We start from the raw sequence: 20878 nt of genomic DNA on the forward strand, positions 1-20878 counted from the left end.
GAAATCTTATAGACTTCTAAAATTCAAATTCTGCCAAGACATCTTGACCACTTGTAACCAGCTTTGCCCCCTCTTGTACCAAATGATGACAACCATCTGAACGTCCATCTAGAATACTACCTGGAATGGCAAAGACATCTCTTCCTTCTTCCATAGCTCGTTCACATGTAATCAAACTTCCTGAACGCATCTTAGCTTCTGCAACAATTACACCCCTACATAATCCTGCTATAATCCGATTTCTTGCTGGAAAATGATATTTCAAAGGTTCTTCACCAGGCCCATATTCACTGAGGAGCAAGTGATGTTGACCGATGTAGTCCTGCAAACGTTTATTCGATCGAGGATAGTAGACATCTAAGCCAGTACCAATGACAGCAATAGTTTTTCCGCCACTTTGAAGAATAGACATATGAGCTGCCGTATCAATTCCCCTAGCAAGACCACTGACAATGACTAGTTCATTTTCCAATTCTTGAACAACCTTACGAACTGATTTTGTACCTGTTTGGCTACAAGTGCGACTTCCAACAACTGCAATTTTGGGCAACTTTAATAAATTTATATCTCCCTTATAGAAAAGCAAAACTGGTGCATCGTAGATTTCACAAAGGGCAAAAGGATAGACATCATCTAAAATGGAGAAGGACGGAAATTTTTCAAAATCTCTCTTTAAACGGTCCATACTCTCAAGGCTTAGTTTGTGGTATCGTTCCATAAAGAGAACGGGATTGCGACACTCGGATGCTTCTGCAATTGTTTCTAAGCTTAACTCTTGATCATAAATTTCTCCAAATTGAAGAACCTTCAATACCTGCTGATTACTTAAACCTGCTTGCTTCAACTTATAGATCTCAAAATTATCAATTTTTATCTTCATCATCGACTCCTTGTTTATCTCTCTAGTTATTTATTCGTAAATAAAAGAAAAAAACTTCCTAACAAAAATATTTTGTTTAGGAAGTTAATCATTCATCGAATTATTAATAGTCTGGACGAAGAACACCAGTTACTGTCGCTTTAGTTGCTTCATAGTCACCATCTATAACAACCTTGATGATGCGTTTAGCATCTTCTTCTGGAGCTGGAACTAAAGGCAAACGAGTTGGCCCAGCTTCAAATCCCATATAATTCAGCACAGCTTTAACAGGAGCTGGACTTGGATATGAGAAGAGAGCATTGACTTTAGGAATAAATTGTCTTTGAATTGCAGCTGCTTTTTTAATATCACTGTTTGCGATAGCTGTGAACATCTCATACATTTCATCACCATTTGTATGCGATGCGACAGAGATAACTCCATCAGCACCCAAGTTCATCGCATGGAAGGCATCACCATCCTCACCTGTATAAATCAAGAATTCCTCTGGTTTATGCTCGATCAAATAAGCCATATTAGCAAGGCTGGTACATTCTTTGACACCGATAATATTTGGATGTTCAGCCAAACGAAGCATGGTCTCAGGAGTTAATTCTACCACTACACGACCTGGGATATTATAGAGGATAATTGGCAAATCAGATGCATCGGCAATAGCTTTAAAGTGCTGGTACATCCCTTCTTGAGAAGGCTTATTGTAGTAAGGAACAATGGCAAGTCCTGCTGCAAAGCCACCAAATTCTGCTACTTCTTTGACGAACTCAATCGAGTCACGTGTGTCATTTGTACCGATACCAGCAATCAAAGGAACACGCCCCTGAACCACCTTTTGAACCGCTGCAAAAAGCTCCAGTTCCTCATCGTGGGTAAGAGTTGGACTTTCAGCAGTAGTTCCCGCTAATAGAATTCCATCTGTATGATGGGCCAATAAGTGCTCAATCAAATCTGGAATTGCATCAAAATTTATAGAGCCATCTGCATGAAAGGGAGTTATAAAAGCTGTGATGATTTTGCATTCTTTTAAATCTTGATAGGACATATAAACACCTTTCTCTATATAAGAAAGAGGCTGGGGCATACTTGCCTTTGCCTCCTGTTCTGTAAGTAAAACAAGTAGATTCGTTAGGTAGCGAAGGAGAAATCAAACTCCTCGAGTTACTGATTTCTGTATCATAACGCAGTGGTTGATTGCTCAAAGCAATGCTTTAAGGTAGCAGATAAGACTTACGAAGTAAGTTCTTCCTTAAGTTTTAACATGCCATCAAATCCCTAAAGATAACCTAATCAACTGTGCAGGGGTACTAAAAAGGTCCTGCGAACCTTTTTTGCCCGAGCCTTAAATCCAAAAAGTGAGGAAGAAATCAAACTCTTCGAGTTGCTGATTTCTGTTTTACTCCCTATTTCAATTCAAATTTTAATTCAGCTGTTGGACGAACAAGACCACGTTCGTGAAGAGTTTCTGCGATTTGAACTGAATTCCAAGCCGCACCTTTAAGCAAGTTATCAGAAACTATCCACATGTGGATACCTTTTTCAGCATCTAGGTCCTTACGAATACGACCTACAAAGGTATCGCGTGAACCAACAGCGTTGATTGCTTGTGGATAGATTTGATTAGCTACATCATCCTCTAAAACTGCGCCTGGGAAAGCTGCGATAGCTGCTTTGACATCTTCAATTGGAGCAACCTCTTTTGTTTCAATATAAACTGATTCTGAGTGAGCTGACAATACTGGAATACGCACGCAAGTTGCTGAAACAGCGATACTATCGTCTTCCATGATTTTCTTAGTTTCCTTAGTCATCTTCATCTCTTCATAAGTGTAATCATTATCTGTGAAAAGATCGATTTGTGGAAGAGCATTGAAGGCAATTGGATAATGCTTCTTATCACCACCTGAGGGCAGAATATCAGCTTGCAAATCACGTGGATTTACACCATCATTCAAAACTTCACGAAGTTCACGTTGCGTTTCAAGGATAGCACCCATGCCCGCACCTGAAACAGCTTGATAAGTTGAAACGATGATACGATCCAAGCCCCATTTTTGACGAACTGGTTCAAGAGCCACCATCATTTGGATTGTTGAACAGTTAGGGCAGGCAATGATTCCGTTATGGGCATCAAGGGCGTGAGCATTGACTTCAGGAACAACCAATGGTACATCTGGATTTTGACGGAAATAAGAAGTATTGTCAACTACCACTGCACCTGCTTTAACTGCATATGGTGCATACTTAGCTGATGTCGAACCACCTGCTGAAAAGAGAGCAATGTCAACTCCTTCAAATGCTGTTTCAGTCGTTTCCTCAATCGTAATATCTTGATCTTTAAATTTCAAAGTCTTACCTGCTGAACGTGCAGAAGCAAGTAAACGGATTTTTTCGATTGGAAGTGTTGATTCTTCCAACATTTTTATCATCTGAGCACCGACAGCACCTGTCGCGCCGACTACAGCAACTGTATATCCCATAAGTAACCTCTTTCGGAATTTTCTAAAAATTTCTATAATAGAAACATTATACTACTTTTTCATAAAAATGAAAAGTCTTTTCTATATCAATTTTCTGAATGAATAAGAAAAAGGCTCGCTAATTTTAGCGAATCCTTTTTCAATAATCTTATTTATTAATATCTTTGCTTGTAAGGCTTATTAAAGGCCTCTAAGACATCTGATGGAGTTTCTGCATAAGATTTCATCTCTTTGAAATCTCCCTTTACGATAATCCGTTCTGTTGCGTTATAGTCCACACAGGTTACCAAAGTAATCTCATTAATACCCTCACGATCTTCTATTTCATCAACACGATCAGGTGTAACGTGTTTGACTTCACGAATAACGTAGGTATAAACCTTTTCCTTGTCAGTCAGATAGATTTTCATGCCTTCTTTGGCATTGACCAAAGGTGAGAAGAGCATCTGACTTGCATTTTCAGCGGTAAAAATATGGTGACTAGCTAGAGAATAATTTCCCTCTCCCATTTTTTGATTTGGTTTCATGGTTCCTGCTCCATAGAACAAGTTAACATTATCCAAACCTTTAAAGATAGGTAGGTTAATCTCTACTTCAGGAATGGCAATTCCTCCAATAACAGGAAGTTGTTGGGCATCCCACTGGGCAGATAAAACCGCTTCGGATGAGATAGCCTTTACAGAATCGAAATCAAAATTTCCTTCTATTTCCAAGTTTTCTTCAAGCTTTTCCTTTGTTACTTGGCTCACTTGATACTTATTGGTATTCCAAACCATAAAGATATCACGAATTTTCGAGTTAAAGATCAGAGCAATTGATAGCACGATTAAGAATCCTGCTAGGATATTAATGAGTAGATTCTTACGTTTATTTTTTTTACTTACATTCTTTTTTTGAGACATTATGCTTCACTTTCTGTTTCTTTTTCTGTCCCAACTTCTTCTTTCTCCGCAGCTGCAACACTTGTAAAGGTCACAATCTTGGCATTCTCGTCTAGACGCATGACTTTCACTCCCATGGTTGAGCGTCCAGTTTGAGAAATATTGGCGACATTAGTCCGAATCATCACACCAGTATCTGTAATGATCATCAAGTCTTCATCTCCTTTAACAGTCAGAAGACCCGCAAGTGGACCATTTTTCTCAGTGACATTGGCTGTTTTCATTCCTTTACCAGCACGGCCCTTAGTTGGATATTCAGTGGCAACTGTACGTTTCCCATACCCTTTTTCAGTGATGATAAGGACTTCATCTTGGTCGGTAATCACTCTAGCGCCAACTACTGTGTCACCTTCACGGAGATTTACTCCCTTAACACCTGTAGCGCTGCGACTCATACCACGGACTGAAGACTGGTTGAATCGAACTGCATATCCTAATTTAGTACCAATGATGATATCTGTGTCTTTCTCAGTTAGTAAGACATTAATCAATTCGTCCTCATCCTTCAGATTCAAGGCTTTGAGACCATTTTGTCGGATATTGGCAAATTCTTTAACGCTGGTTCTCTTAACAATACCAGCTCGTGTTGTAAAGAAGAGATAGGCATCATCACTACGTTCAGATTCGACATTGATAATGGTTTGAATACTTTCACCTTCGTCTAGTTTCAAAAGATTGACGACTGGCAAGCCCTTGGCAGTTCGACCATATTCTGGAATTTCATATCCCTTAAGACGATAGACACGTCCTTTATTGGTAAAGAAGAGCAAATGATCATGTGTGCTGGTCGAAACCAACTCACGGACAAAATCATCATCCTTGACTCCAGTTCCTTGAACGCCACGTCCACCTCGTTTTTGAGCTGTGAACTCGTCTTGGTCCAAACGTTTGATATAACCTTTATTTGATAGAGTGATGAGAACATCAGACTCTTCAATCAAGTCTTCATCTTCAAGCGTCAAGACTTCACCAACCATCAACTCAGTACGACGTGGATCGCCAAACTTACGTTTGACCTCATCCAATTCTTCCTTGATGATTTGCGCTACACGTTCTGGTTTTGCAAGAATGTCTGCCAAGTCAGCAATCAAAGCAATAAGCTCATCATATTCTGACTGAATCTTGTCACGTTCCAAACCTGTCAAACGACGAAGACGCATATCGAGAATTGCTTGACTTTGACGTTCAGATAACTTGAACTTGCTCATCAATTCAGCTTGGGCTTCTGCATCCGTTTCACTAGCACGGATGATACGAATCACTTCGTCGATATGGTCTAGTGCAATCAAGAGACCTTCTAAGATATGAGCACGCGCTTCAGCTTTCTCTTTGTCAAATTGAGTACGACGAGTCACCACTTCTTTTTGGTGCTCAATATAAGCATCCAAGATTTGGCGAAGAGATAAGATCTTTGGAACACCATTCTGGATAGCTAGCATGTTAAATCCAAAGCTAGTTTGCATCTGAGTCATCTTGAACAAATTATTCAAAATAACATTCGCAGATGCATCACGTTTCACCTCGATTACAAAGCGAACACCCTCACGGTTAGATTCGTCACGAACGGCTGTAATACCTTCAATACGTTTTTCTTGAACTAAACGCACGATATGCTCATGGACTTTAGTCTTGTTGACCATATATGGGAATTCGGTAACAACGATACGTTCGCGACCTGTTTTTGTTTCCTCGATTTCTGTACGAGAACGAAGAATAATCGAACCCTTACCTGTTTCATAAGCCTTATGGATACCTGATTTACCCATAACTAGGGCACCAGTTGGGAAGTCTGGACCAGGCAAAACTTCCATCAAATCTTTGGTGGTAATTTCTGGATTATCCATAACCAACTTAACAGCATCAATCGTTTCACCCAAGTTATGCGGTGGGATATTGGTCGCCATACCAACAGCAATCCCTGTAGCTCCATTGACCAAAAGATTTGGGAAACGAGCTGGGAGAACCACAGGTTCACGTTCATTGGCATCATAGTTATCTACAAAATCAACCGTATTTTTATTGATGTCACGAAGCATCTCAAGAGCAATCTTACTCATGCGTGCTTCAGTATAACGCTGGGCAGCGGCACCATCACCGTCCATAGAACCAAAGTTTCCGTGACCGTCTACAAGCATGTAACGGTAGCTCCACCATTGAGCCATACGAACCATAGCTTCATAGATAGATGAGTCCCCGTGTGGGTGGTATTTACCCATGACATCCCCTGTAATACGGGCAGATTTCTTATGGGGTTTGTCAGGTGTCACACCCAATTCGTTCATACCGTAAAGAATACGACGATGAACTGGTTTCAATCCATCTCGAACATCAGGAAGGGCCCGCGATACGATAACACTCATGGCGTAGTCAATAAAGCTGGTCTTCATCTCCTTTGTCAGATTGACATTCACTAAATTTTTATCTTGCATTAACAAATGCCTCATTTCACTATTAGTAACTAGATATATTATACCATAGTTTGCCTTAGATTTCAGGCTTCCAATCCGACTAAAACGTTTACATATCCATATGGAGGTTATATCCGTGACAAAGCTATTTAAAAGTGATAAAATGAAATCAAATAGGGGAAGCCCTTAAAAAAATGAAGGAGATGTTTAGACAAATGACACTAACTAAACAACACAAAAAAGTTATCCTTGTCGGCGACGGTGCCGTAGGTTCTTCTTACGCTTTTGCACTTGTTAACCAAGGTATTGCACAAGAACTTGGTATCATTGAAATTCCTCAATTGTTTGAAAAAGCTGTTGGTGATGCAGAAGACCTTAGCCACGCGCTTGCCTTCACTTCACCTAAGAAGATTTACGCAGCTTCTTACGATGACTGTGCAGATGCGGATCTTGTAGTTATCACTGCAGGTGCTCCACAAAAACCAGGTGAAACTCGTCTTGACCTTGTTGGTAAAAACCTTGCAATCAACAAATCCATCGTTGAACAAGTTGTAGCGTCAGGTTTTGATGGCATCTTCCTTGTAGCGGCTAACCCAGTTGACATTTTAACTTACTCAACTTGGAAATTCTCAGGTTTCCCTAAAGAACGCGTTATCGGTTCAGGTACTTCACTTGACTCAGCTCGTTTCCGTCAAGCACTTGCTGAAACTATCGGTGTTGATGCTCGTTCAGTCCATGCCTACATCATGGGTGAACACGGTGACTCAGAGTTTGCTGTTTGGTCACACGCTAACGTTGCTGGTGTTAAATTGGAACAATGGTTGCAAGCTAACCGTGACTTGAATGAAGCTGACCTTGTTGAACTCTTCATCTCAGTTCGTGACGCAGCTTACTCAATCATCAACAAAAAAGGTGCTACCTACTATGGTATCGCTGTTGCCCTAGCTCGTATTACAAAAGCAATCCTTGATGATGAAAATGCGGTTCTACCACTTTCAGTATTCCAAGAAGGTCAATACGGAGTTGAGAACGTCTTTATCGGTCAACCAGCTATCGTTGGTGCACATGGTATCGTTCGTCCAGTTAACATCCCATTGAACGACGCTGAAACGCAAAAAATGCAAGCTTCTGCTCGTGAATTGCAAGAAATTATTGACGAAGCATGGAAAAATCCAGAATTCCAAGCAGCTTCTAAAAACTAATTTAATATTAAAAAAGCTGTCTAGACAAACGTTTAGACAGCTTTTCTTATCTTATTTATTCCATCTCAGCAAAGGCTTTTTCAGCGTCGGCATTACTAATCGCTCCAAGCTGAATTTTTCCAATTTTCCCTTGTGAGTCAATCAAAATTTCTGTTGGAATACTTCGAATTTGATAGGCTTGGAATATTGAACCTTCTGTATCATACAAGACTGGAATATCTTTATAACCTTGTTCCTGATACCATTTTGGGAATTGATCAACAGTTTTTTCACCTTGAAGCCCTGGCGCAATCACCGATAAAATTTCGAAATCACGGTCAGTCTTAGCAGCAAGCTCCATCAATTCTGGCATACTTTTACGGCAAGGCCCACACCAAGATGCCCAGAATTTGAGATAAACTTTTTTACCTTTGTAATCAGACAATTTTACTTCTTTTCCATCCATAGATTGCAAAGTAAAATCTGGTGCTTCTTTTCCGACTGCAACTTGTTGTAAGCTGGGTTGTTGTTGATTTTGACTTTGTTTGCTTTCCTCTTGCCCACAAGCAGTCAAAAGAAAGAGTGATAAACAACTAAGTCCAAGACATATAATTTTTTTCATCTTTAACTCCTTTTATCCAAATATTCCTGATAGTACATTTAATTGCCCAAATATCAATAGTATTCCCATAAGAATAATGAGCAGACCTCCAATTTTCTTAAGCAAGAGAATATGAGGTTTTATTTTACTAAAATAAGGCATGACAAAACCAGACGCCAAAGCTAATAGTAAAAATGGAAGAGCCATTCCCATAGTGTAGACTAAGGTTAATAAAGCACCTTGAAGGGCTCCATTGCCTCCTGAAGCTGCAAGAGCTAGCACTGAGCTTAAGACTGGACCGATACATGGCGTCCAACCAAAGCTAAAGGTGATACCAAGAAGAAAAGCTGATAGATAGTGACCAGATTGACTCTGCTTGAAGTTAAGCGTCTTTTGTACTTCTAGCTTGCGTAAATGGAGGACCTCCATCTGATGTAAACCGAGGATTATAATGATAGTGCCCATGACATAGCGGAACCAGTCAGCATAGAGTAAATGGCCAAGAAAGCCGGCTCCAAATCCCAGAATAAAGAAGATGACCGATATCCCTCCAATAAAGCAAAGGGTGCGTATCAAGCCTGACCATGCCACATCTCTTCCCAAAAAACGAAAGGTACTTGATTTCTCCTGATTATCCAATAGTATACCCGCATAGACAGGTAATAAGGGGAAAATGCAGGGAGAAAAGAACGATAAAACTCCCGCTAAAAAAACGGAGATAAAAAATAAACTACTTTCCAATTAAATACCTTCTTTCATAATTTTCACTTTATATTTTACTACAAATAACATTATAAGTCTTAACTTTGCTACGCTATTATTTTAGAGAAAACAAAAAGGAGCTTAGCTCCTTGCAGAACGAAGACAAACCCTACCAGCAATAGAAAAATTGCCATATTGTAAAAACTCTTAGGAATGTTGATATAGCGCTATTCTTAAGAGTTTTTTAGTTTCTATAATAAAAGAAAAAGACTGAAGAAAATTGTCCAAAATGGACTTTTTCTTCAGTCTGAAGGAGCTTAGCTCCTTGAAAGTATTATTAATAAGTTCCCTCTTCACCTTGACTTGTCAAGATTACAGGGCCATCCTTGGTAATAACAAACTGATGCTCGTACTGGCATGATAGACCACCATCGATGGTTTTATGAGCCCAACCTGTTTTCATATCAGTATCGATTTCCCAATCACCTGTATTAATCATAGGTTCAATTGTCAAAACCATACCTTCACGAAGGCGAAGGCCACGACCTGCGACACCGTAGTTTGGAACCATTGGTTCTTCATGCATAGTTGGACCAACACCGTGGCCAACAAGATCACGGACAACACCGTATCCACGACTCTCAGCATATTCCTGAATCGCCGCACCGATATCACCGATACGATTTCCTACAACTGCCTGTTCAATACCTTTATACATAGCTTCCTTGGTCACGTCCATCAAGTTTTTAACTTCTTCTGATGGTTTACCAACTGCATATGCCCAACAAGAATCAGCCAAGCCACCAGCAAAGCTTTGAGTATATTTTTTCATCTGCTCAACCTTGTTAAAGTTGAGTTTAGAAACATTGAGGTCTGACTTGGCAATAGGTCCACCTAGAACCATATCAACCTTGAGAAGGTCACCCTCTTTGAGAATATAATGACGAGGGAAGGCGTGTGCTACTTCGTCATTGAGCGAACAACAAGTCGCATATGGATAATCCATGATAGCTCCATCCACACCGATTTGTAGAGGAAGATAATTTTCCTCTTTACAACGTCGGCGAACATACTCTTCTACTTCCCACATATCTACACCTGGCTTGATGATATCACGCAAGCCAATATGAATACTCGCAAGGAAATCTCCAGCCTTATCCATTGCTTCAATTTCTCTTGCTGATTTTAATGTAATCATGTTTACTCCTAGATTCTAATTAATTTTTACAGTTACATTTGCTTTTGATACAATCTGATGATTGAGGTAAATATCATAATCAATGATAGCAGAACGTCTGGTGTGGTGAATAATTCTAGCTTGAATCCGTAAAATGTCATCAATCTGAACAGCTTGCAAGAAATAAATCAACATCTGTTCAATGATGAGGTTACGCCCGCTATTAACGACTAAATCTTGGGTCATATGAGTCAAGATTTCTGAAAGAACTCCATTGGCTAGGACTCCATTTTTTTCCAACATAAATGGTTCAACCGTAATGACAACTTCATCATGGTGGTAAGATAACTTCTGACCAACTTGTTCTGAAAATGTTGGTAAAGCTGAAACTTGAGAGCGACTCATCTTTTCCATGACATCCCGTCTAGTAATGACACCAAGTAAGGTTTGATTGCTTCTCACAACAGGTACCATTTCAAAGTCTTCAGCAATCATTCTCTGGCTAACGTTAGCGATATTCGTCGCTAAACCAGTCATATAGACTGTCCTTGTCATGACCTTATCTATCGTTGTACCAGGTGATTTATCACCTGCATCTCGCATGGTTACTACACCAACGACAACCTGATGCTGATTAATAACAGGAAAACGGCTACTTCTATTTTTACGAACCAAGTCTAAATAGTCTTTAACTGTGTCTGTCTCCTGTAAAAAACCATATTCATGACAAGTGCGATAGATTTTTTCAACCGTTAAAATATCTGTCTTTATTTGTACATTTGACAAAGCTCGGTTAATCATGGTCGCAATCGTGAATGTGTCGTGTTTACTACGTAAAACTGGGATATTTTTCTTATTGGCTGATTCTAAAACATCTTCGTGAACTTCAAATCCACCTGTGACTAAAACTGCATTTTCATTTTCAAGTGCCAATAATTGGATTCGTGTTCTGTCACCGACAATAAGTAGACCGCCATCATGAAGATAAGAAAGAATATTCTTTTCTGTCATAGCTCCAATGGAGAATTTACTGAATTCTCTCTCCAAACCTGCTTGGCCAGCTAAAACTTCTGATCCTGTGACTTCTGCAATCTCTGCAAAGGTTAATTTTTCAATTGCTACTTTTTTAGATTTTACCCGAACTGTTCCACTACGTGGTCTGGTTTCAACTAAACCTCTGTTCTCAGCCTCTTTAATAGCCCGATAAGCAGTACCATCACTTACTCCGAGTCGATTTGAAATACTGCGAACACTAACGCGTTTTCCGACTGGTAATTCTTCTAAATAAGCCAATATGTCCTGATGTTTACTCATTCAGATCTCCTTTAGTATAGCGGAATTCTAGGTAATCTCGCATCTTTCGGGTATAGCGATCACTGCCTTTAAAGCGACGATAAAGACTAAAACCTGACTTTTGCGCTACCTTCTGACTAGCACCATTTTCCAAATGCGTTACGATTGATAATTGCTTTAAGCCAAATTGATCCATTGACAGTTCACATAACTTAGTTACCGCTTCTGTCATATATCCCTTAGACCAATACTCTTTCTTTAAAAAATAGCCAATTTCAGCTTCCTTCTTAATCTCATCAAGTTTCTCAAACTTGATGGAACCAATCATCTTCTCATCCTTCTTATCGCAAATCGCCCAGATTCCCAAAGGTGACTTCATAAAATAGTTGGCAAGGGCATATTGACTTTCTTCAAGACTGGCTTGAGCTGGAAAGATAAATTGTAGATTCTCCGGATCAGATGCTAATTGATGAAAGTCATCTACATCCGTAAAAAAGAAGGGACGGAAATATAACCGTTCCGTCTCATAGAAAGAAAACATTGCTAATTTTGTCCAGATATTCATATTAATCCTCTAAGATTAGTCTTCGATTAGTTCAATATCTGCTCCGAGGTTTCGTAATTTCTCGATAATATTTGAGTAGCCTCGAAGGATAAATTCAACATTGGTAATTTCAGTTCTTCCTTCAGCCATCAAACCAGCAATCACCAGTGCTGCACCTGCACGTAGGTCTGTCGCCTTGACATTTGCACCGTGTAAAGGATTGCCTCCTTTATAAATGATGTGATCGTTTGTTGTGGAGATATCTGCATTCATTTTTGCCAATTCGAAAACATGGTTGACACGTTTTTCATAAATAGTGTCAATCAATGTTCCACGCCCCTCTGCTTTTAATAGCAAAGGTGTAATTGGTTGTTGGAGGTCAGTGGCAAAACCTGGATATGGCGCAGTCTTAATGTTGATAGCTTTTAAGTTGGATTGTTCTTCAACAAAAATACTATCTTCAGACACAGTCATACGAACACCCATTTCATCTAATTTGGCAATAAAACCTTCCAAGTGCTCGTACAAGACATTATTGATACGAATTCCTTGACCAACAGCTGCAGCCATGGAAATATAAGTACCTGCTTCAATACGATCGGGAATAACTTGATGGCGAGTTCCATGAAGGCTCTCAACACCATCAATGATAATCATGTCAGTACCTGCACCACGGATATGAGCTCCCATATTGTTTAATAGAGTAGCTACATCGATAATTTCAGGCTCACGGGCAGCATTCTCAATGACTGTACGCCCCTTGGCTTTGACAGCTGCTAACATGGTATTAATAGTTGCACCAACACTAACTGTATCCATGTAAATATTTGCACCATGTAGCATTGCCCCCTGAGCAGAGAGATTCATGTTATCTCCCTCATAGCTTGTCTTAGCTCCCATTGCTTCAAAAGCTTTTAAGTGTAGGTCGATTGGACGTGGACCTAAGTCACACCCTCCTGGTAACCCTACAGTTGCTTCACCAAATCGCCCCAAAAGGCTACCGTAAAAGTAATAGGAAGCTCGAAGACTGTTAATTTTACCATAAGGCATCGGTTTATTCTGAACACCACGAGGGTCAATCTCTAAAACATCATCATAGCGTTTGACACTAGCTCCCATGATTTCCATAATTTCAATAAGACTCGCCACATCAGAGATGTCTGGAACACAATCCAGGATCACCACATCATCAGCTAAAATAATGGCGGGGATCAAAGCAACGACACTATTTTTAGCACCGCTAATCGTGATTTCCCCTTTTAATGGTCTTCCACCGTTAATGACAATTTTTTTCATGTTATACTCTTTCACTATTTATTATGAAGGTCTCACCCTACATTATACCATATTTGATCCATAATAGCTATTCCTATTAAAGAAATAAGTCAACACTAGTCTTTAGATAGGCTTAAAAAACTTAGAAACAAATTCGCATTTCTATCGGATTTTAAATATGGGTATCAGCGTGGGTATCAAAACAAAAAAATAGGCTCTCCGAAAGCTCGGAAAGCCTTATTTAATGCTACTTTCAGCATCCTCGCCTTTTTATTTCAAGGCTCGGGATAAAAAGGTTCACTGGACCTTTTTATTTTGCGATTGGGTAAACAGAAACTTGTTTTTTATCGCGACCTTTACGTTCAAAGCGTACTACGCCCTCAACTTTAGCGAACAAAGTATCGTCTCCACCACGTCCAACGTTTACACCTGGATAGATGTGTGTACCACGTTGACGGTAAAGGATAGATCCACCTGTTACAGTTTGTCCGTCAGCTGCTTTAGCTCCAAGACGTTTCGCTTGTGAATCACGTCCGTTTGATGTAGAACCTCCACCTTTTTTGTGGGCGAAAAGTTGCATGTTAGTAAGAGTCATTTTTAACATAATGTTTTCCTCCGTGTTAGTTTTCTGTGATAACTCTGGTTTGGACGAACTCAGAAGAGTCCTCCGATAAGTTTGCCATACCTAAGAAAAATGATTCAAAAAACAACTGAGTCATTTCTCTCTGATGTGAAGGGATATCTTTAGGAATTTCCACCATTAGATAACCATCTTCATCTTCGTTTAATTGTAAGATTGGTTCATAGCCTGCAAATTTCTCAATAGAATTGACAAAGTTAGTGGCAAGCGTAGAAACCGATGCACACACGACGTCAAAGCCGTTTTCGCCAATTTTGGCGTGTCCAGTAATCTCCGCACTCCTCAGCTCGCCATCTTCGGCTCTCTCAAAGACTGCTTGTATCATGTGTTCTCCTTAAAATTAAGCGTTGATTGCGTTGATGACAACTTTAGTATATGGTTGACGGTGACCTTGTTTACGGTGGCTACCTTTTTTAGGTTTGTACTTGTAAGTAACAACTTTCTTTTGTTTTCCTTGTTTTTCAACAGTTCCAACTACAGTAGCTCCAGCAACAAGTGGAGTTCCGACAACAGTGTTTTCACCACCAACAAGAACAACTTCGTTAAAAGTAACTTCTTGACCAGCTTCAACGTTCAATTTTTCAACGTAAACTGCTTGACCAACTTCAACTTTAACTTGTTTTCCGCCAGTTTTGATAATTGCGTATGTGCTCATTATGCACCTCCTATGATTTTTTGGGTTTCCCCGTATTTTTGTGAAGACTCGCCTAGCATCGTGGGACGAACCACTTAAAAGAAGAGCTCTAAGTATAACAAAGAATAAACTAGGAATTGAGCCAAAGACATAACTTATGTTAGGCAAGGCGATAATGACGAAGTTTAAATTTGTTATACGACGAGCAACGATGTTCGTGCGGTTGCACAGGATCGTGCATAGTCAACTCTACAAGTATAGCATGAATCCTTTTTTTTGACAAGCATTTATCATCAAAATTAAGCTTTTTCTCCGACTTTTTTCCTCCAAGCAGCAAAAAGCATACTTAGATAAAAAATGCTCATCATGAGTGGAACCCCTAAAATTGTTTTTTCTTCATAAAAAATACTCAAATAAGCTGAGAAAACAACTCCAAGAACAAAACTCGATAGCAAACTAACAAAGATTAGACCTTCTCGCAAAAAAGGGGTATGTTTGGTTCGAACATAGTCCCCGAAAGCCAACATAGTTCGTTTAATATTTCCCGTCATAAAAGCATTGTTATAGGCAATTCCTGAAACTTCTCCAAAAGCAGTCGTTACTAATCCCATACAAAATGCAAGCGGCGGAACTATAAAGTGATTATCGACTGTTAAAGGTACAAATCCGATAATCAAGGATAAAACTCCCAAAGGAACAAGGGATAGAATTGGTTTTTTTACAATTTTCAATTTTTCCTTGTAAATAGTTAGGAGAAATACTCCCAACATGAAGGACAAAAGGGTCAATATTTTCACTTCAGCATCTGCTACATTGTGTTGAACGATTCCAACTGATAAAAAAACCACATTCCCAGTTTGACCTGCAACTAGAGTATTTCCTCTTTCGATAAAGGTATAGGCGTCTACATAGCCTGCACAAAAAGTCAAAAAAAGCGCCAATCTTTTTGAATGACGAGAAATTTTTCTCATTGGTAATAATCTCATACTACACTCCTAATTCTACTAAAACTATTGTACCATTTTCTCTTAATTTTTCGAAGTGTCAAATAAAAGATTTGTCTCCCTTTGGCTAGTTTAGTCTATCTGTGATATAATGAAAGCAGTCATTACTTGTAGAAAAGGATATTTCATGCTAAAACTTGGTATTATCGGTACTGGTGCAATCAGTCACCACTTTATAGAAGCTACTCATACTAGTCAGGAATTCCAGCTGGTCGCTGTTTATTCAAGAAAGCTTACGACTGCCCAGCAATTTGCTAGTCCTTATCAAAATGTTAGTCTATTTGATAATTTAGAGGATTTCTTCCAGTCTGAATTTGATGTTGTCTATATCGCAAGTCCAAATTCTCTACACTTTACTCAAGCTAAGGCCGCTTTATCTGCTGGCAAGCATGTTATCCTTGAAAAACCAGCTGTCACTCAACCACAAGAATGGCAGGATTTAGTTGAAACCGCTCAAGAAAATCAAGGTTTTATCTTTGAAGCAGCAAGAAACTATCACGAAGATGCTTTTGCGACAATTAAAGACTTTCTTGCAGACAAGCAAGTTTTAGGGGCAGATTTTAACTATGCCAAGTTTTCTTCTAAGATGCCAGACCTTCTTTCTGGAAAGACTCCGAATGTCTTTTCAGACCGTTTTGCTGGTGGGGCTCTCATGGACTTGGGAATTTATCCGATCTATGCTGCGGTTCGCTTGTTTGGAAAGGCACTTGATGCGACCTATCAAGCGCAGCAACTTGACAACACCATTGATCTAAACGGAGATGGTATCTTATCTTATCCTGAATATCAAGTTCATATAAAAGCTGGTAAAAACATTACTTCTAATCTGCCTTGTGAAATATATACAACAGATGGAACCTTGACACTCAACACCATTGAGCATATCCGCTCTGCTATTTTAACAGATCATCAAGGTAATGAAACACATCTAGCTATTCAGCAGGCACCTCATACCATGACTGAGGAGGTCGCTGCTTTTGCTAACATGATCAAGCAGCCAAACCTAGAACTTTACCAAGCTTGGCTGGATGATGCAACACACGTACATAAGCTACTCTACACCATGCGCCAGACTGCTGGCATTAGATTTGAGGCAGAAAAATGAAAACCAAACTACCTACCGAATGGCAAGAATTGATTGACCAACTGGGATTCCAAGAATTTACTCCCATTCAAATTCAACTTTTTGAACCTATAACAGAAGGTGAAAACCTACTTGGAGTCAGTCCAACTGGTACAGGGAAAACTTTAGCCTATCTCCTACCTAGTCTTCTCAAACTGCAAATGAAAAAAGCCCAACAACTTTTGATCTTGGCACCTAATACCGAACTTGCTGGACAAATTTTTGAAGTCACTAAAACCTGGGGTGAGGCCATCGGATTAACAGCTCAGCTATTTCTCTCCGGTTCGAGCCAGAAACGCCAAATTGAACGACTTAAAAAAGGACCAGAAATTCTGATTGGGACACCTGGTCGTATCTTTGAACTCATTAAACTGAAAAAAATCAAGATGATGAATGTGGAAACAATCATTCTTGATGAATTTGATCAGCTCCTTGATGATTCTCAAATTCATTTTGTCGAGAAAATTACCAACTACGCACCTCGTGACCATCAACTCATTTACATGAGTGCCACCACCAAATTTGACCAAGATAAGATTGCACCTAACACGCGCATCATTGACCTATCAGACCAAAAGTTAGACAATATTCAACACTTCTACATGCAAGTAGACCAACGTCACAGAGTAGATATGCTTCGTAAACTGGCACAGGTTGAAGATTTCCGTGGTCTTGTCTTCTTTAATAGCTTGTCAGACCTTGGAAGTGCAGAGGAAAAATTACAATATCGTGATGTTTTAGCAGTTTCGCTAGCTAGCGATGTCAACGTTAAATTTAGAAAAGTTATTCTAGAAAAATTCAAAGATAATCAACTGACACTACTTCTTGCCACAGACCTTCTCGCTCGTGGTATCGACATTGATAGCTTGGAATGCGTGATTAATTTTGATGTCCCTAGAGACAAGGAAACTTACACTCACCGTGCGGGTCGGACAGGACGCATGGGTAAAGAAGGCTATGTCATCACTCTTGTGACACATCCAGAAGATCTTAAAAAACTTAAGAAATTTGCAAGTGTACGTGAAATTGTTTTGAAAAATCAAGAACTCTATATCAAATGAGAGTGGGACAGAAATAGTTAATTCGTTAGAATTCGATTTCGTCGTCCCACCTCCGCACAGTTGAGTAAGTCTGTAAAAGCTGATGAAATCAGTGTAGTAGAGCCCACTCAACCACTGCGTCTTACTCGACAATCCAAAGACAATTGAGAGACTAGGACTTTTGTCCCAGCCTCTTTTTCTTATCCCCAGGTAATTTCTAAGCGATAGTTTGCAAATGGATTTCCTTCTTTGTTTTGTAGTTGATAGGCTAGTTCAATCTTTTGTTGTTCAACTTGATAATGGCTTGTTTGGATGATAAACTCCTGAATCCCCATTGGTGTAGGAATATAGGCTAAACTATCAGCTTCCTTCAGAAAACGCATGATGGTCTTAGGGTTGGAAAATCGAGACATCACCAACTCTGTATCATTAAACTTGAGTACCACTTTTTCCTTCTCTTCATTGTAAAAAAGGAGATAGGAAAAATCACCTTTCTCACGTAACTCAACGTCATAAAGTTGGTCGATCACTTCCAATTGTTCATCAAATTGGATGGTATTTCTCATTCGAATCTTCACTACAAGTCCTCTTTCTTCACTCTTATCCTACTATTTTACCAAAAACTGTGGCTTTTTGCTATAATGGTTTTATGAATGAAAAAGTATTTCGTGACCCTGTTCACAATTATATCCATGTTGATAATCAGATTATCTATGACTTAATCAATACCAAAGAATTTCAACGGCTTCGTCGTATCAAGCAGCTCGGAACATCCAGTTACACCTTTCATGGTGGAGAACATAGTCGTTTCTCTCACTGTCTAGGTGTTTACGAGATTGCACGACGCATCACCGAGATTTTTGAGGAAAAGTATCCTAAAGAATGGGATTCCTCGGAGTCCCTCCTAACCATGACTGCAGCCCTCCTTCATGACTTAGGACATGGTGCCTACTCGCATACCTTTGAAAATCTCTTTGATACCGATCATGAGACTATTACGCAGGAAATTATCCAAAGCCCTGAAACAGAGATTCACCAGGTTCTTTTACAGGTAGCTCCAGATTTCCCTGAAAAGGTAGCTAGTGTTATAGACCATACTTATCCAAATAAGCAGGTGGTTCAATTGATTTCGAGTCAAATCGATGCAGACCGCATGGACTATCTCTTACGTGACTCCTATTTTACAGGGGCTTCTTATGGGGAATTTGACCTAACACGTATCTTACGAGTTATTCGCCCTATCGAAAACGGAATTGCTTTTCAACGAAACGGGATGCATGCCATCGAAGACTATGTTCTTAGTCGCTATCAAATGTATATGCAGGTATATTTCCATCCAGCAACACGTGCTATGGAAGTACTTCTGCAGAATCTTTTGAAACGTGCTAAAGAACTTTATTCAGACAACAAAGAATTCTTTGCTCGAACTTCTCCTCATCTACTGCCATTTTTCGAAAAAAATGTTAACTTAGCTGACTATCTATCTTTGGATGACGGGGTTATGAATACCTATTTCCAACTATGGATGACCAGTCCTGACAAGATTTTAGCTGACCTCTCACAACGCTTTGTCAATCGCAAGGTCTTTAAATCCATCACCTTTTCACAAGAAGATCAAGAACAGCTTGCATCTATGAGAAAACTGGTAGAAGATATCGGCTTTGACCCTGACTATTACACAGCTATCCATAAGAACTTTGACCTTCCTTATGATATCTATCGCCCTGAATCTGAAAACCCACGAACGCAGATTGAGATTATACAAAAAAATGGAGAACTAGCAGAACTCTCTAGCCTTTCTCCTATCGTTCAATCCCTTGCTGGCAGTCGCCACGGAGATAATCGTTTCTACTTCCCAAAAGAAATGTTGGATCAAAACAGCATCTTTGCAAGCATCACTCAGCAATTTTTACACTTGATTGAAAACGATCATTTTAAACCAAATAAAAACTAAAAGAGGAACTATATGAGTATTAAACTAATCGCCGTCGATATCGATGGAACCCTTGTCAACAGTCAAAAGGAAATCACTCCAGAAGTCTTTTCTGCCATCCAAGATGCCAAACAAGCTGGTGTTAAAGTTATGATTGCAACTGGTCGCCCTATCGCAGGAGTTGCCAAACTTCTAGATGACTTGAAATTAAGAGACGAAGGGGACTACGTTGTTACCTTCAACGGTGCCCTTGTTCAAGAAACCGCTACAGGTCATGAAATTATCAGCGAATCCTTGACTTACGAGGATTATCTAGATATGGAATTCCTCAGTCGTAAGCTCGGTGTCCATATGCATGCCATTACCAAGGATGGCATCTACACAGCCAATCGCAATATCGGAAAATACACTGTTCACGAATCAACCCTCGTCAGCATGCCAATCTTCTATCGTACACCTGAAGAAATGGCTGATAAGGAAATCGTCAAGTGTATGTTTATCGATGAACCGGAAATTCTCGATGCTGCGATTGAAAAGATTCCAGCAGAATTTTACGACCGCTACTCTATCAACAAATCTGCTCCTTTCTACCTTGAGCTCCTTAAAAAGAATGTAGACAAGGGGTCAGCTATCACTCACCTAGCTGAAAAACTCGGATTTACCAAGGAAGAAACTATGGCTATCGGTGACGAGGAAAATGACCGTGCCATGCTTGAAGTTGTTGGTAACCCCGTTGTTATGGAAAACGGAAATCCAGAACTCAAAAAAATCGCCAAATACATCACTAAATCTAATGACGAATCAGGCGTTGCTCATGCCATCCGAACATGGGTGTTGTAGAAAGAATAGGCAAAAACCGCTCTGCTGAGCGGTTTTTACTATGTTAGAACTCAATTTCCAGTATTGGTTGTACAGTTACTTAAATCTTGAGAGTACAAAAAAATGAGAAATATTAAATATTTTTTCAATTTTACAATCCCAATTCTATGAAGGTGAACGAGATCGTTTATAAAACACTAAAATCATTT

At 39.6% G+C, this 20878-nt stretch carries 21 protein-coding genes and 1 other annotated feature; of the genes, 5 read left to right on the plus strand and 16 right to left on the minus strand.

Annotation, left to right across the window (positions count from 1 at the left end; translation table 11 throughout):
- Positions 1-16: 16 nt before the first annotated feature.
- The 5 genes from dprA to gyrA form a co-directional block, all read right to left on the minus strand.
- On the minus strand, positions 17-880 hold the full coding sequence (dprA, locus tag HMPREF2987_RS01550; RefSeq protein ID WP_075229035.1) for a DNA-processing protein DprA: 864 nt from the start codon (positions 878-880) through the stop codon (positions 17-19).
- 103 nt (positions 881-983) lie between these two features.
- A complete protein-coding gene (gene dapA, locus HMPREF2987_RS01555; protein ID WP_075229036.1) occupies positions 984-1919 on the minus strand; it encodes a 4-hydroxy-tetrahydrodipicolinate synthase in 936 nt (311 codons plus the stop codon).
- A gap of 358 nt (positions 1920-2277) precedes the next feature.
- A complete protein-coding gene (locus HMPREF2987_RS01560) occupies positions 2278-3354 on the minus strand; it encodes an aspartate-semialdehyde dehydrogenase (protein ID WP_075229037.1) in 1077 nt (358 codons plus the stop codon).
- A gap of 155 nt (positions 3355-3509) precedes the next feature.
- The gene (locus HMPREF2987_RS01565; RefSeq protein ID WP_075229038.1) at positions 3510-4256 is read right to left on the minus strand and encodes a class A sortase; all 747 of its coding nucleotides are present in this window, start codon (positions 4254-4256) and stop codon (positions 3510-3512) included.
- Positions 4256-6724, minus strand: coding sequence for a DNA gyrase subunit A (gyrA, locus tag HMPREF2987_RS01570; RefSeq protein WP_075229039.1), 2469 nt, complete (start codon positions 6722-6724; stop codon positions 4256-4258). The genes HMPREF2987_RS01565 and gyrA overlap by 1 nt, the downstream gene beginning before the upstream one ends.
- Before the next feature lie 194 nt (positions 6725-6918).
- Between gyrA and HMPREF2987_RS01575 the strand changes: the two genes are divergently transcribed.
- Complete coding sequence (locus tag HMPREF2987_RS01575; RefSeq protein WP_075229040.1) at positions 6919-7905, plus strand: L-lactate dehydrogenase; 987 nt, start codon at positions 6919-6921, stop codon at positions 7903-7905.
- Positions 7906-7960: 55 nt separating this feature from the next.
- On the opposite strand, the gene sdbB is transcribed toward HMPREF2987_RS01575, so the two are convergent.
- The 10 genes from sdbB to HMPREF2987_RS01625 all read right to left on the minus strand — a co-directional run bounded on the left by sdbB (position 7961) and on the right by HMPREF2987_RS01625 (position 15736).
- Positions 7961-8506 (minus strand): thiol-disulfide oxidoreductase-associated lipoprotein SdbB, encoded by a 546-nt coding sequence (gene sdbB, locus HMPREF2987_RS01580; RefSeq protein WP_075229041.1) that lies wholly within the window; start codon positions 8504-8506, stop codon positions 7961-7963.
- A 12-nt stretch (positions 8507-8518) separates the two neighbouring features.
- Positions 8519-9226, minus strand: a complete 708-nt coding sequence (gene ccdA2, locus HMPREF2987_RS01585; RefSeq protein ID WP_075229042.1) for a thiol-disulfide oxidoreductase-associated membrane protein CcdA2 — start codon at positions 9224-9226, stop codon at positions 8519-8521.
- 298 nt (positions 9227-9524) lie between these two features.
- Entirely contained in the window at positions 9525-10385 is an 861-nt protein-coding gene (locus tag HMPREF2987_RS01590) for a methionyl aminopeptidase (RefSeq protein WP_075229043.1), read from the minus strand.
- Positions 10386-10400: 15 nt separating this feature from the next.
- Complete coding sequence (spxR, locus tag HMPREF2987_RS01595) at positions 10401-11678, minus strand: CBS-HotDog domain-containing transcription factor SpxR (RefSeq protein ID WP_075229044.1); 1278 nt, start codon at positions 11676-11678, stop codon at positions 10401-10403.
- The gene (locus HMPREF2987_RS01600) at positions 11671-12222 is read right to left on the minus strand and encodes a GNAT family N-acetyltransferase (RefSeq protein WP_075229045.1); all 552 of its coding nucleotides are present in this window, start codon (positions 12220-12222) and stop codon (positions 11671-11673) included. The genes spxR and HMPREF2987_RS01600 overlap by 8 nt, the downstream gene beginning before the upstream one ends.
- A 15-nt stretch (positions 12223-12237) precedes the next feature.
- The gene (locus HMPREF2987_RS01605; protein ID WP_075229046.1) at positions 12238-13497 is read right to left on the minus strand and encodes a UDP-N-acetylglucosamine 1-carboxyvinyltransferase; all 1260 of its coding nucleotides are present in this window, start codon (positions 13495-13497) and stop codon (positions 12238-12240) included.
- Positions 13498-13786: 289 nt separating this feature from the next.
- Positions 13787-14080 (minus strand): 50S ribosomal protein L27, encoded by a 294-nt coding sequence (gene rpmA / locus HMPREF2987_RS01610; RefSeq protein WP_075229047.1) that lies wholly within the window; start codon positions 14078-14080, stop codon positions 13787-13789.
- Between the two features lie 16 nt (positions 14081-14096).
- Complete coding sequence (locus HMPREF2987_RS01615; protein WP_075229048.1) at positions 14097-14441, minus strand: ribosomal-processing cysteine protease Prp; 345 nt, start codon at positions 14439-14441, stop codon at positions 14097-14099.
- Positions 14442-14456: 15 nt separating this feature from the next.
- Entirely contained in the window at positions 14457-14771 is a 315-nt protein-coding gene (gene rplU / locus HMPREF2987_RS01620) for a 50S ribosomal protein L21 (protein WP_000109141.1), read from the minus strand.
- Between the two features lie 34 nt (positions 14772-14805).
- Positions 14806-14985: a sequence feature (ribosomal protein L21 leader region), on the minus strand.
- A 64-nt stretch (positions 14986-15049) separates the two neighbouring features.
- Positions 15050-15736 carry a YoaK family protein gene (locus tag HMPREF2987_RS01625; RefSeq protein ID WP_075229049.1) on the minus strand — a complete coding sequence of 229 codons (687 nt, stop codon included), beginning with the start codon at positions 15734-15736 and terminating at the stop codon, positions 15050-15052.
- Positions 15737-15881: 145 nt separating this feature from the next.
- On the opposite strand from HMPREF2987_RS01625, the gene HMPREF2987_RS01630 reads away from it, so the two are divergent.
- Positions 15882-16859 (plus strand): Gfo/Idh/MocA family protein, encoded by a 978-nt coding sequence (locus HMPREF2987_RS01630; protein WP_075229050.1) that lies wholly within the window; start codon positions 15882-15884, stop codon positions 16857-16859.
- Positions 16856-17938: a DEAD/DEAH box helicase gene (locus tag HMPREF2987_RS01635; protein WP_075229051.1), complete on the plus strand. Its 1083-nt coding sequence runs from the start codon at positions 16856-16858 to the stop codon at positions 17936-17938. Before HMPREF2987_RS01630 ends, HMPREF2987_RS01635 begins: the two co-directional genes overlap by 4 nt.
- A gap of 179 nt (positions 17939-18117) precedes the next feature.
- On the opposite strand, the gene HMPREF2987_RS01640 is transcribed toward HMPREF2987_RS01635, so the two are convergent.
- On the minus strand, positions 18118-18495 hold the full coding sequence (locus HMPREF2987_RS01640; RefSeq protein ID WP_142995333.1) for a YwiB family protein: 378 nt from the start codon (positions 18493-18495) through the stop codon (positions 18118-18120).
- A gap of 71 nt (positions 18496-18566) precedes the next feature.
- Between HMPREF2987_RS01640 and HMPREF2987_RS01645 the strand changes: the two genes are divergently transcribed.
- Together HMPREF2987_RS01645 and yidA are read left to right on the plus strand one after the other, a co-directional pair.
- The gene (locus HMPREF2987_RS01645) at positions 18567-19871 is read left to right on the plus strand and encodes an HD domain-containing protein (protein WP_075229053.1); all 1305 of its coding nucleotides are present in this window, start codon (positions 18567-18569) and stop codon (positions 19869-19871) included.
- Between the two features lie 12 nt (positions 19872-19883).
- Complete coding sequence (yidA, locus tag HMPREF2987_RS01650) at positions 19884-20690, plus strand: sugar-phosphatase (RefSeq protein ID WP_075229054.1); 807 nt, start codon at positions 19884-19886, stop codon at positions 20688-20690.
- The last annotated feature ends 188 nt before the right edge of the window (positions 20691-20878 follow it).

This window comes from Streptococcus sp. HMSC067H01, from assembly GCF_001814775.1.
Taxonomy (GTDB): domain Bacteria; phylum Bacillota; class Bacilli; order Lactobacillales; family Streptococcaceae; genus Streptococcus.

Bases quoted from the DNA above. Each gene is read 5' to 3' on its own strand.
- HMPREF2987_RS01635 (WP_075229051.1), top strand. From the start codon at position 16,856: ATGAAAACCAAACTACCTACCGAATGGCAAGAATTGATTGACCAACTG.
- HMPREF2987_RS01630 (WP_075229050.1), top strand. From the start codon at position 15,882: ATGCTAAAACTTGGTATTATCGGTACTGGTGCAATCAGTCACCACTTT.
- rplU (WP_000109141.1), bottom strand. From the start codon at position 14,771: ATGAGCACATACGCAATTATCAAAACTGGCGGAAAACAAGTTAAAGTT.
- HMPREF2987_RS01565 (WP_075229038.1), bottom strand. From the start codon at position 4,256: ATGTCTCAAAAAAAGAATGTAAGTAAAAAAAATAAACGTAAGAATCTA.
- HMPREF2987_RS01615 (WP_075229048.1), bottom strand. From the start codon at position 14,441: ATGATACAAGCAGTCTTTGAGAGAGCCGAAGATGGCGAGCTGAGGAGT.
- yidA (WP_075229054.1), top strand. From the start codon at position 19,884: ATGAGTATTAAACTAATCGCCGTCGATATCGATGGAACCCTTGTCAAC.
- HMPREF2987_RS01560 (WP_075229037.1), bottom strand. From the start codon at position 3,354: ATGGGATATACAGTTGCTGTAGTCGGCGCGACAGGTGCTGTCGGTGCT.
- HMPREF2987_RS01575 (WP_075229040.1), top strand. From the start codon at position 6,919: ATGACACTAACTAAACAACACAAAAAAGTTATCCTTGTCGGCGACGGT.
- HMPREF2987_RS01605 (WP_075229046.1), bottom strand. From the start codon at position 13,497: ATGAAAAAAATTGTCATTAACGGTGGAAGACCATTAAAAGGGGAAATC.
- sdbB (WP_075229041.1), bottom strand. From the start codon at position 8,506: ATGAAAAAAATTATATGTCTTGGACTTAGTTGTTTATCACTCTTTCTT.
- dprA (WP_075229035.1), bottom strand. From the start codon at position 880: ATGAAGATAAAAATTGATAATTTTGAGATCTATAAGTTGAAGCAAGCA.
- HMPREF2987_RS01645 (WP_075229053.1), top strand. From the start codon at position 18,567: ATGAATGAAAAAGTATTTCGTGACCCTGTTCACAATTATATCCATGTT.
- spxR (WP_075229044.1), bottom strand. From the start codon at position 11,678: ATGAGTAAACATCAGGACATATTGGCTTATTTAGAAGAATTACCAGTC.
- HMPREF2987_RS01590 (WP_075229043.1), bottom strand. From the start codon at position 10,385: ATGATTACATTAAAATCAGCAAGAGAAATTGAAGCAATGGATAAGGCT.
- HMPREF2987_RS01625 (WP_075229049.1), bottom strand. From the start codon at position 15,736: ATGAGATTATTACCAATGAGAAAAATTTCTCGTCATTCAAAAAGATTG.
- gyrA (WP_075229039.1), bottom strand. From the start codon at position 6,724: ATGCAAGATAAAAATTTAGTGAATGTCAATCTGACAAAGGAGATGAAG.
- rpmA (WP_075229047.1), bottom strand. From the start codon at position 14,080: ATGTTAAAAATGACTCTTACTAACATGCAACTTTTCGCCCACAAAAAA.
- dapA (WP_075229036.1), bottom strand. From the start codon at position 1,919: ATGTCCTATCAAGATTTAAAAGAATGCAAAATCATCACAGCTTTTATA.
- HMPREF2987_RS01600 (WP_075229045.1), bottom strand. From the start codon at position 12,222: ATGAATATCTGGACAAAATTAGCAATGTTTTCTTTCTATGAGACGGAA.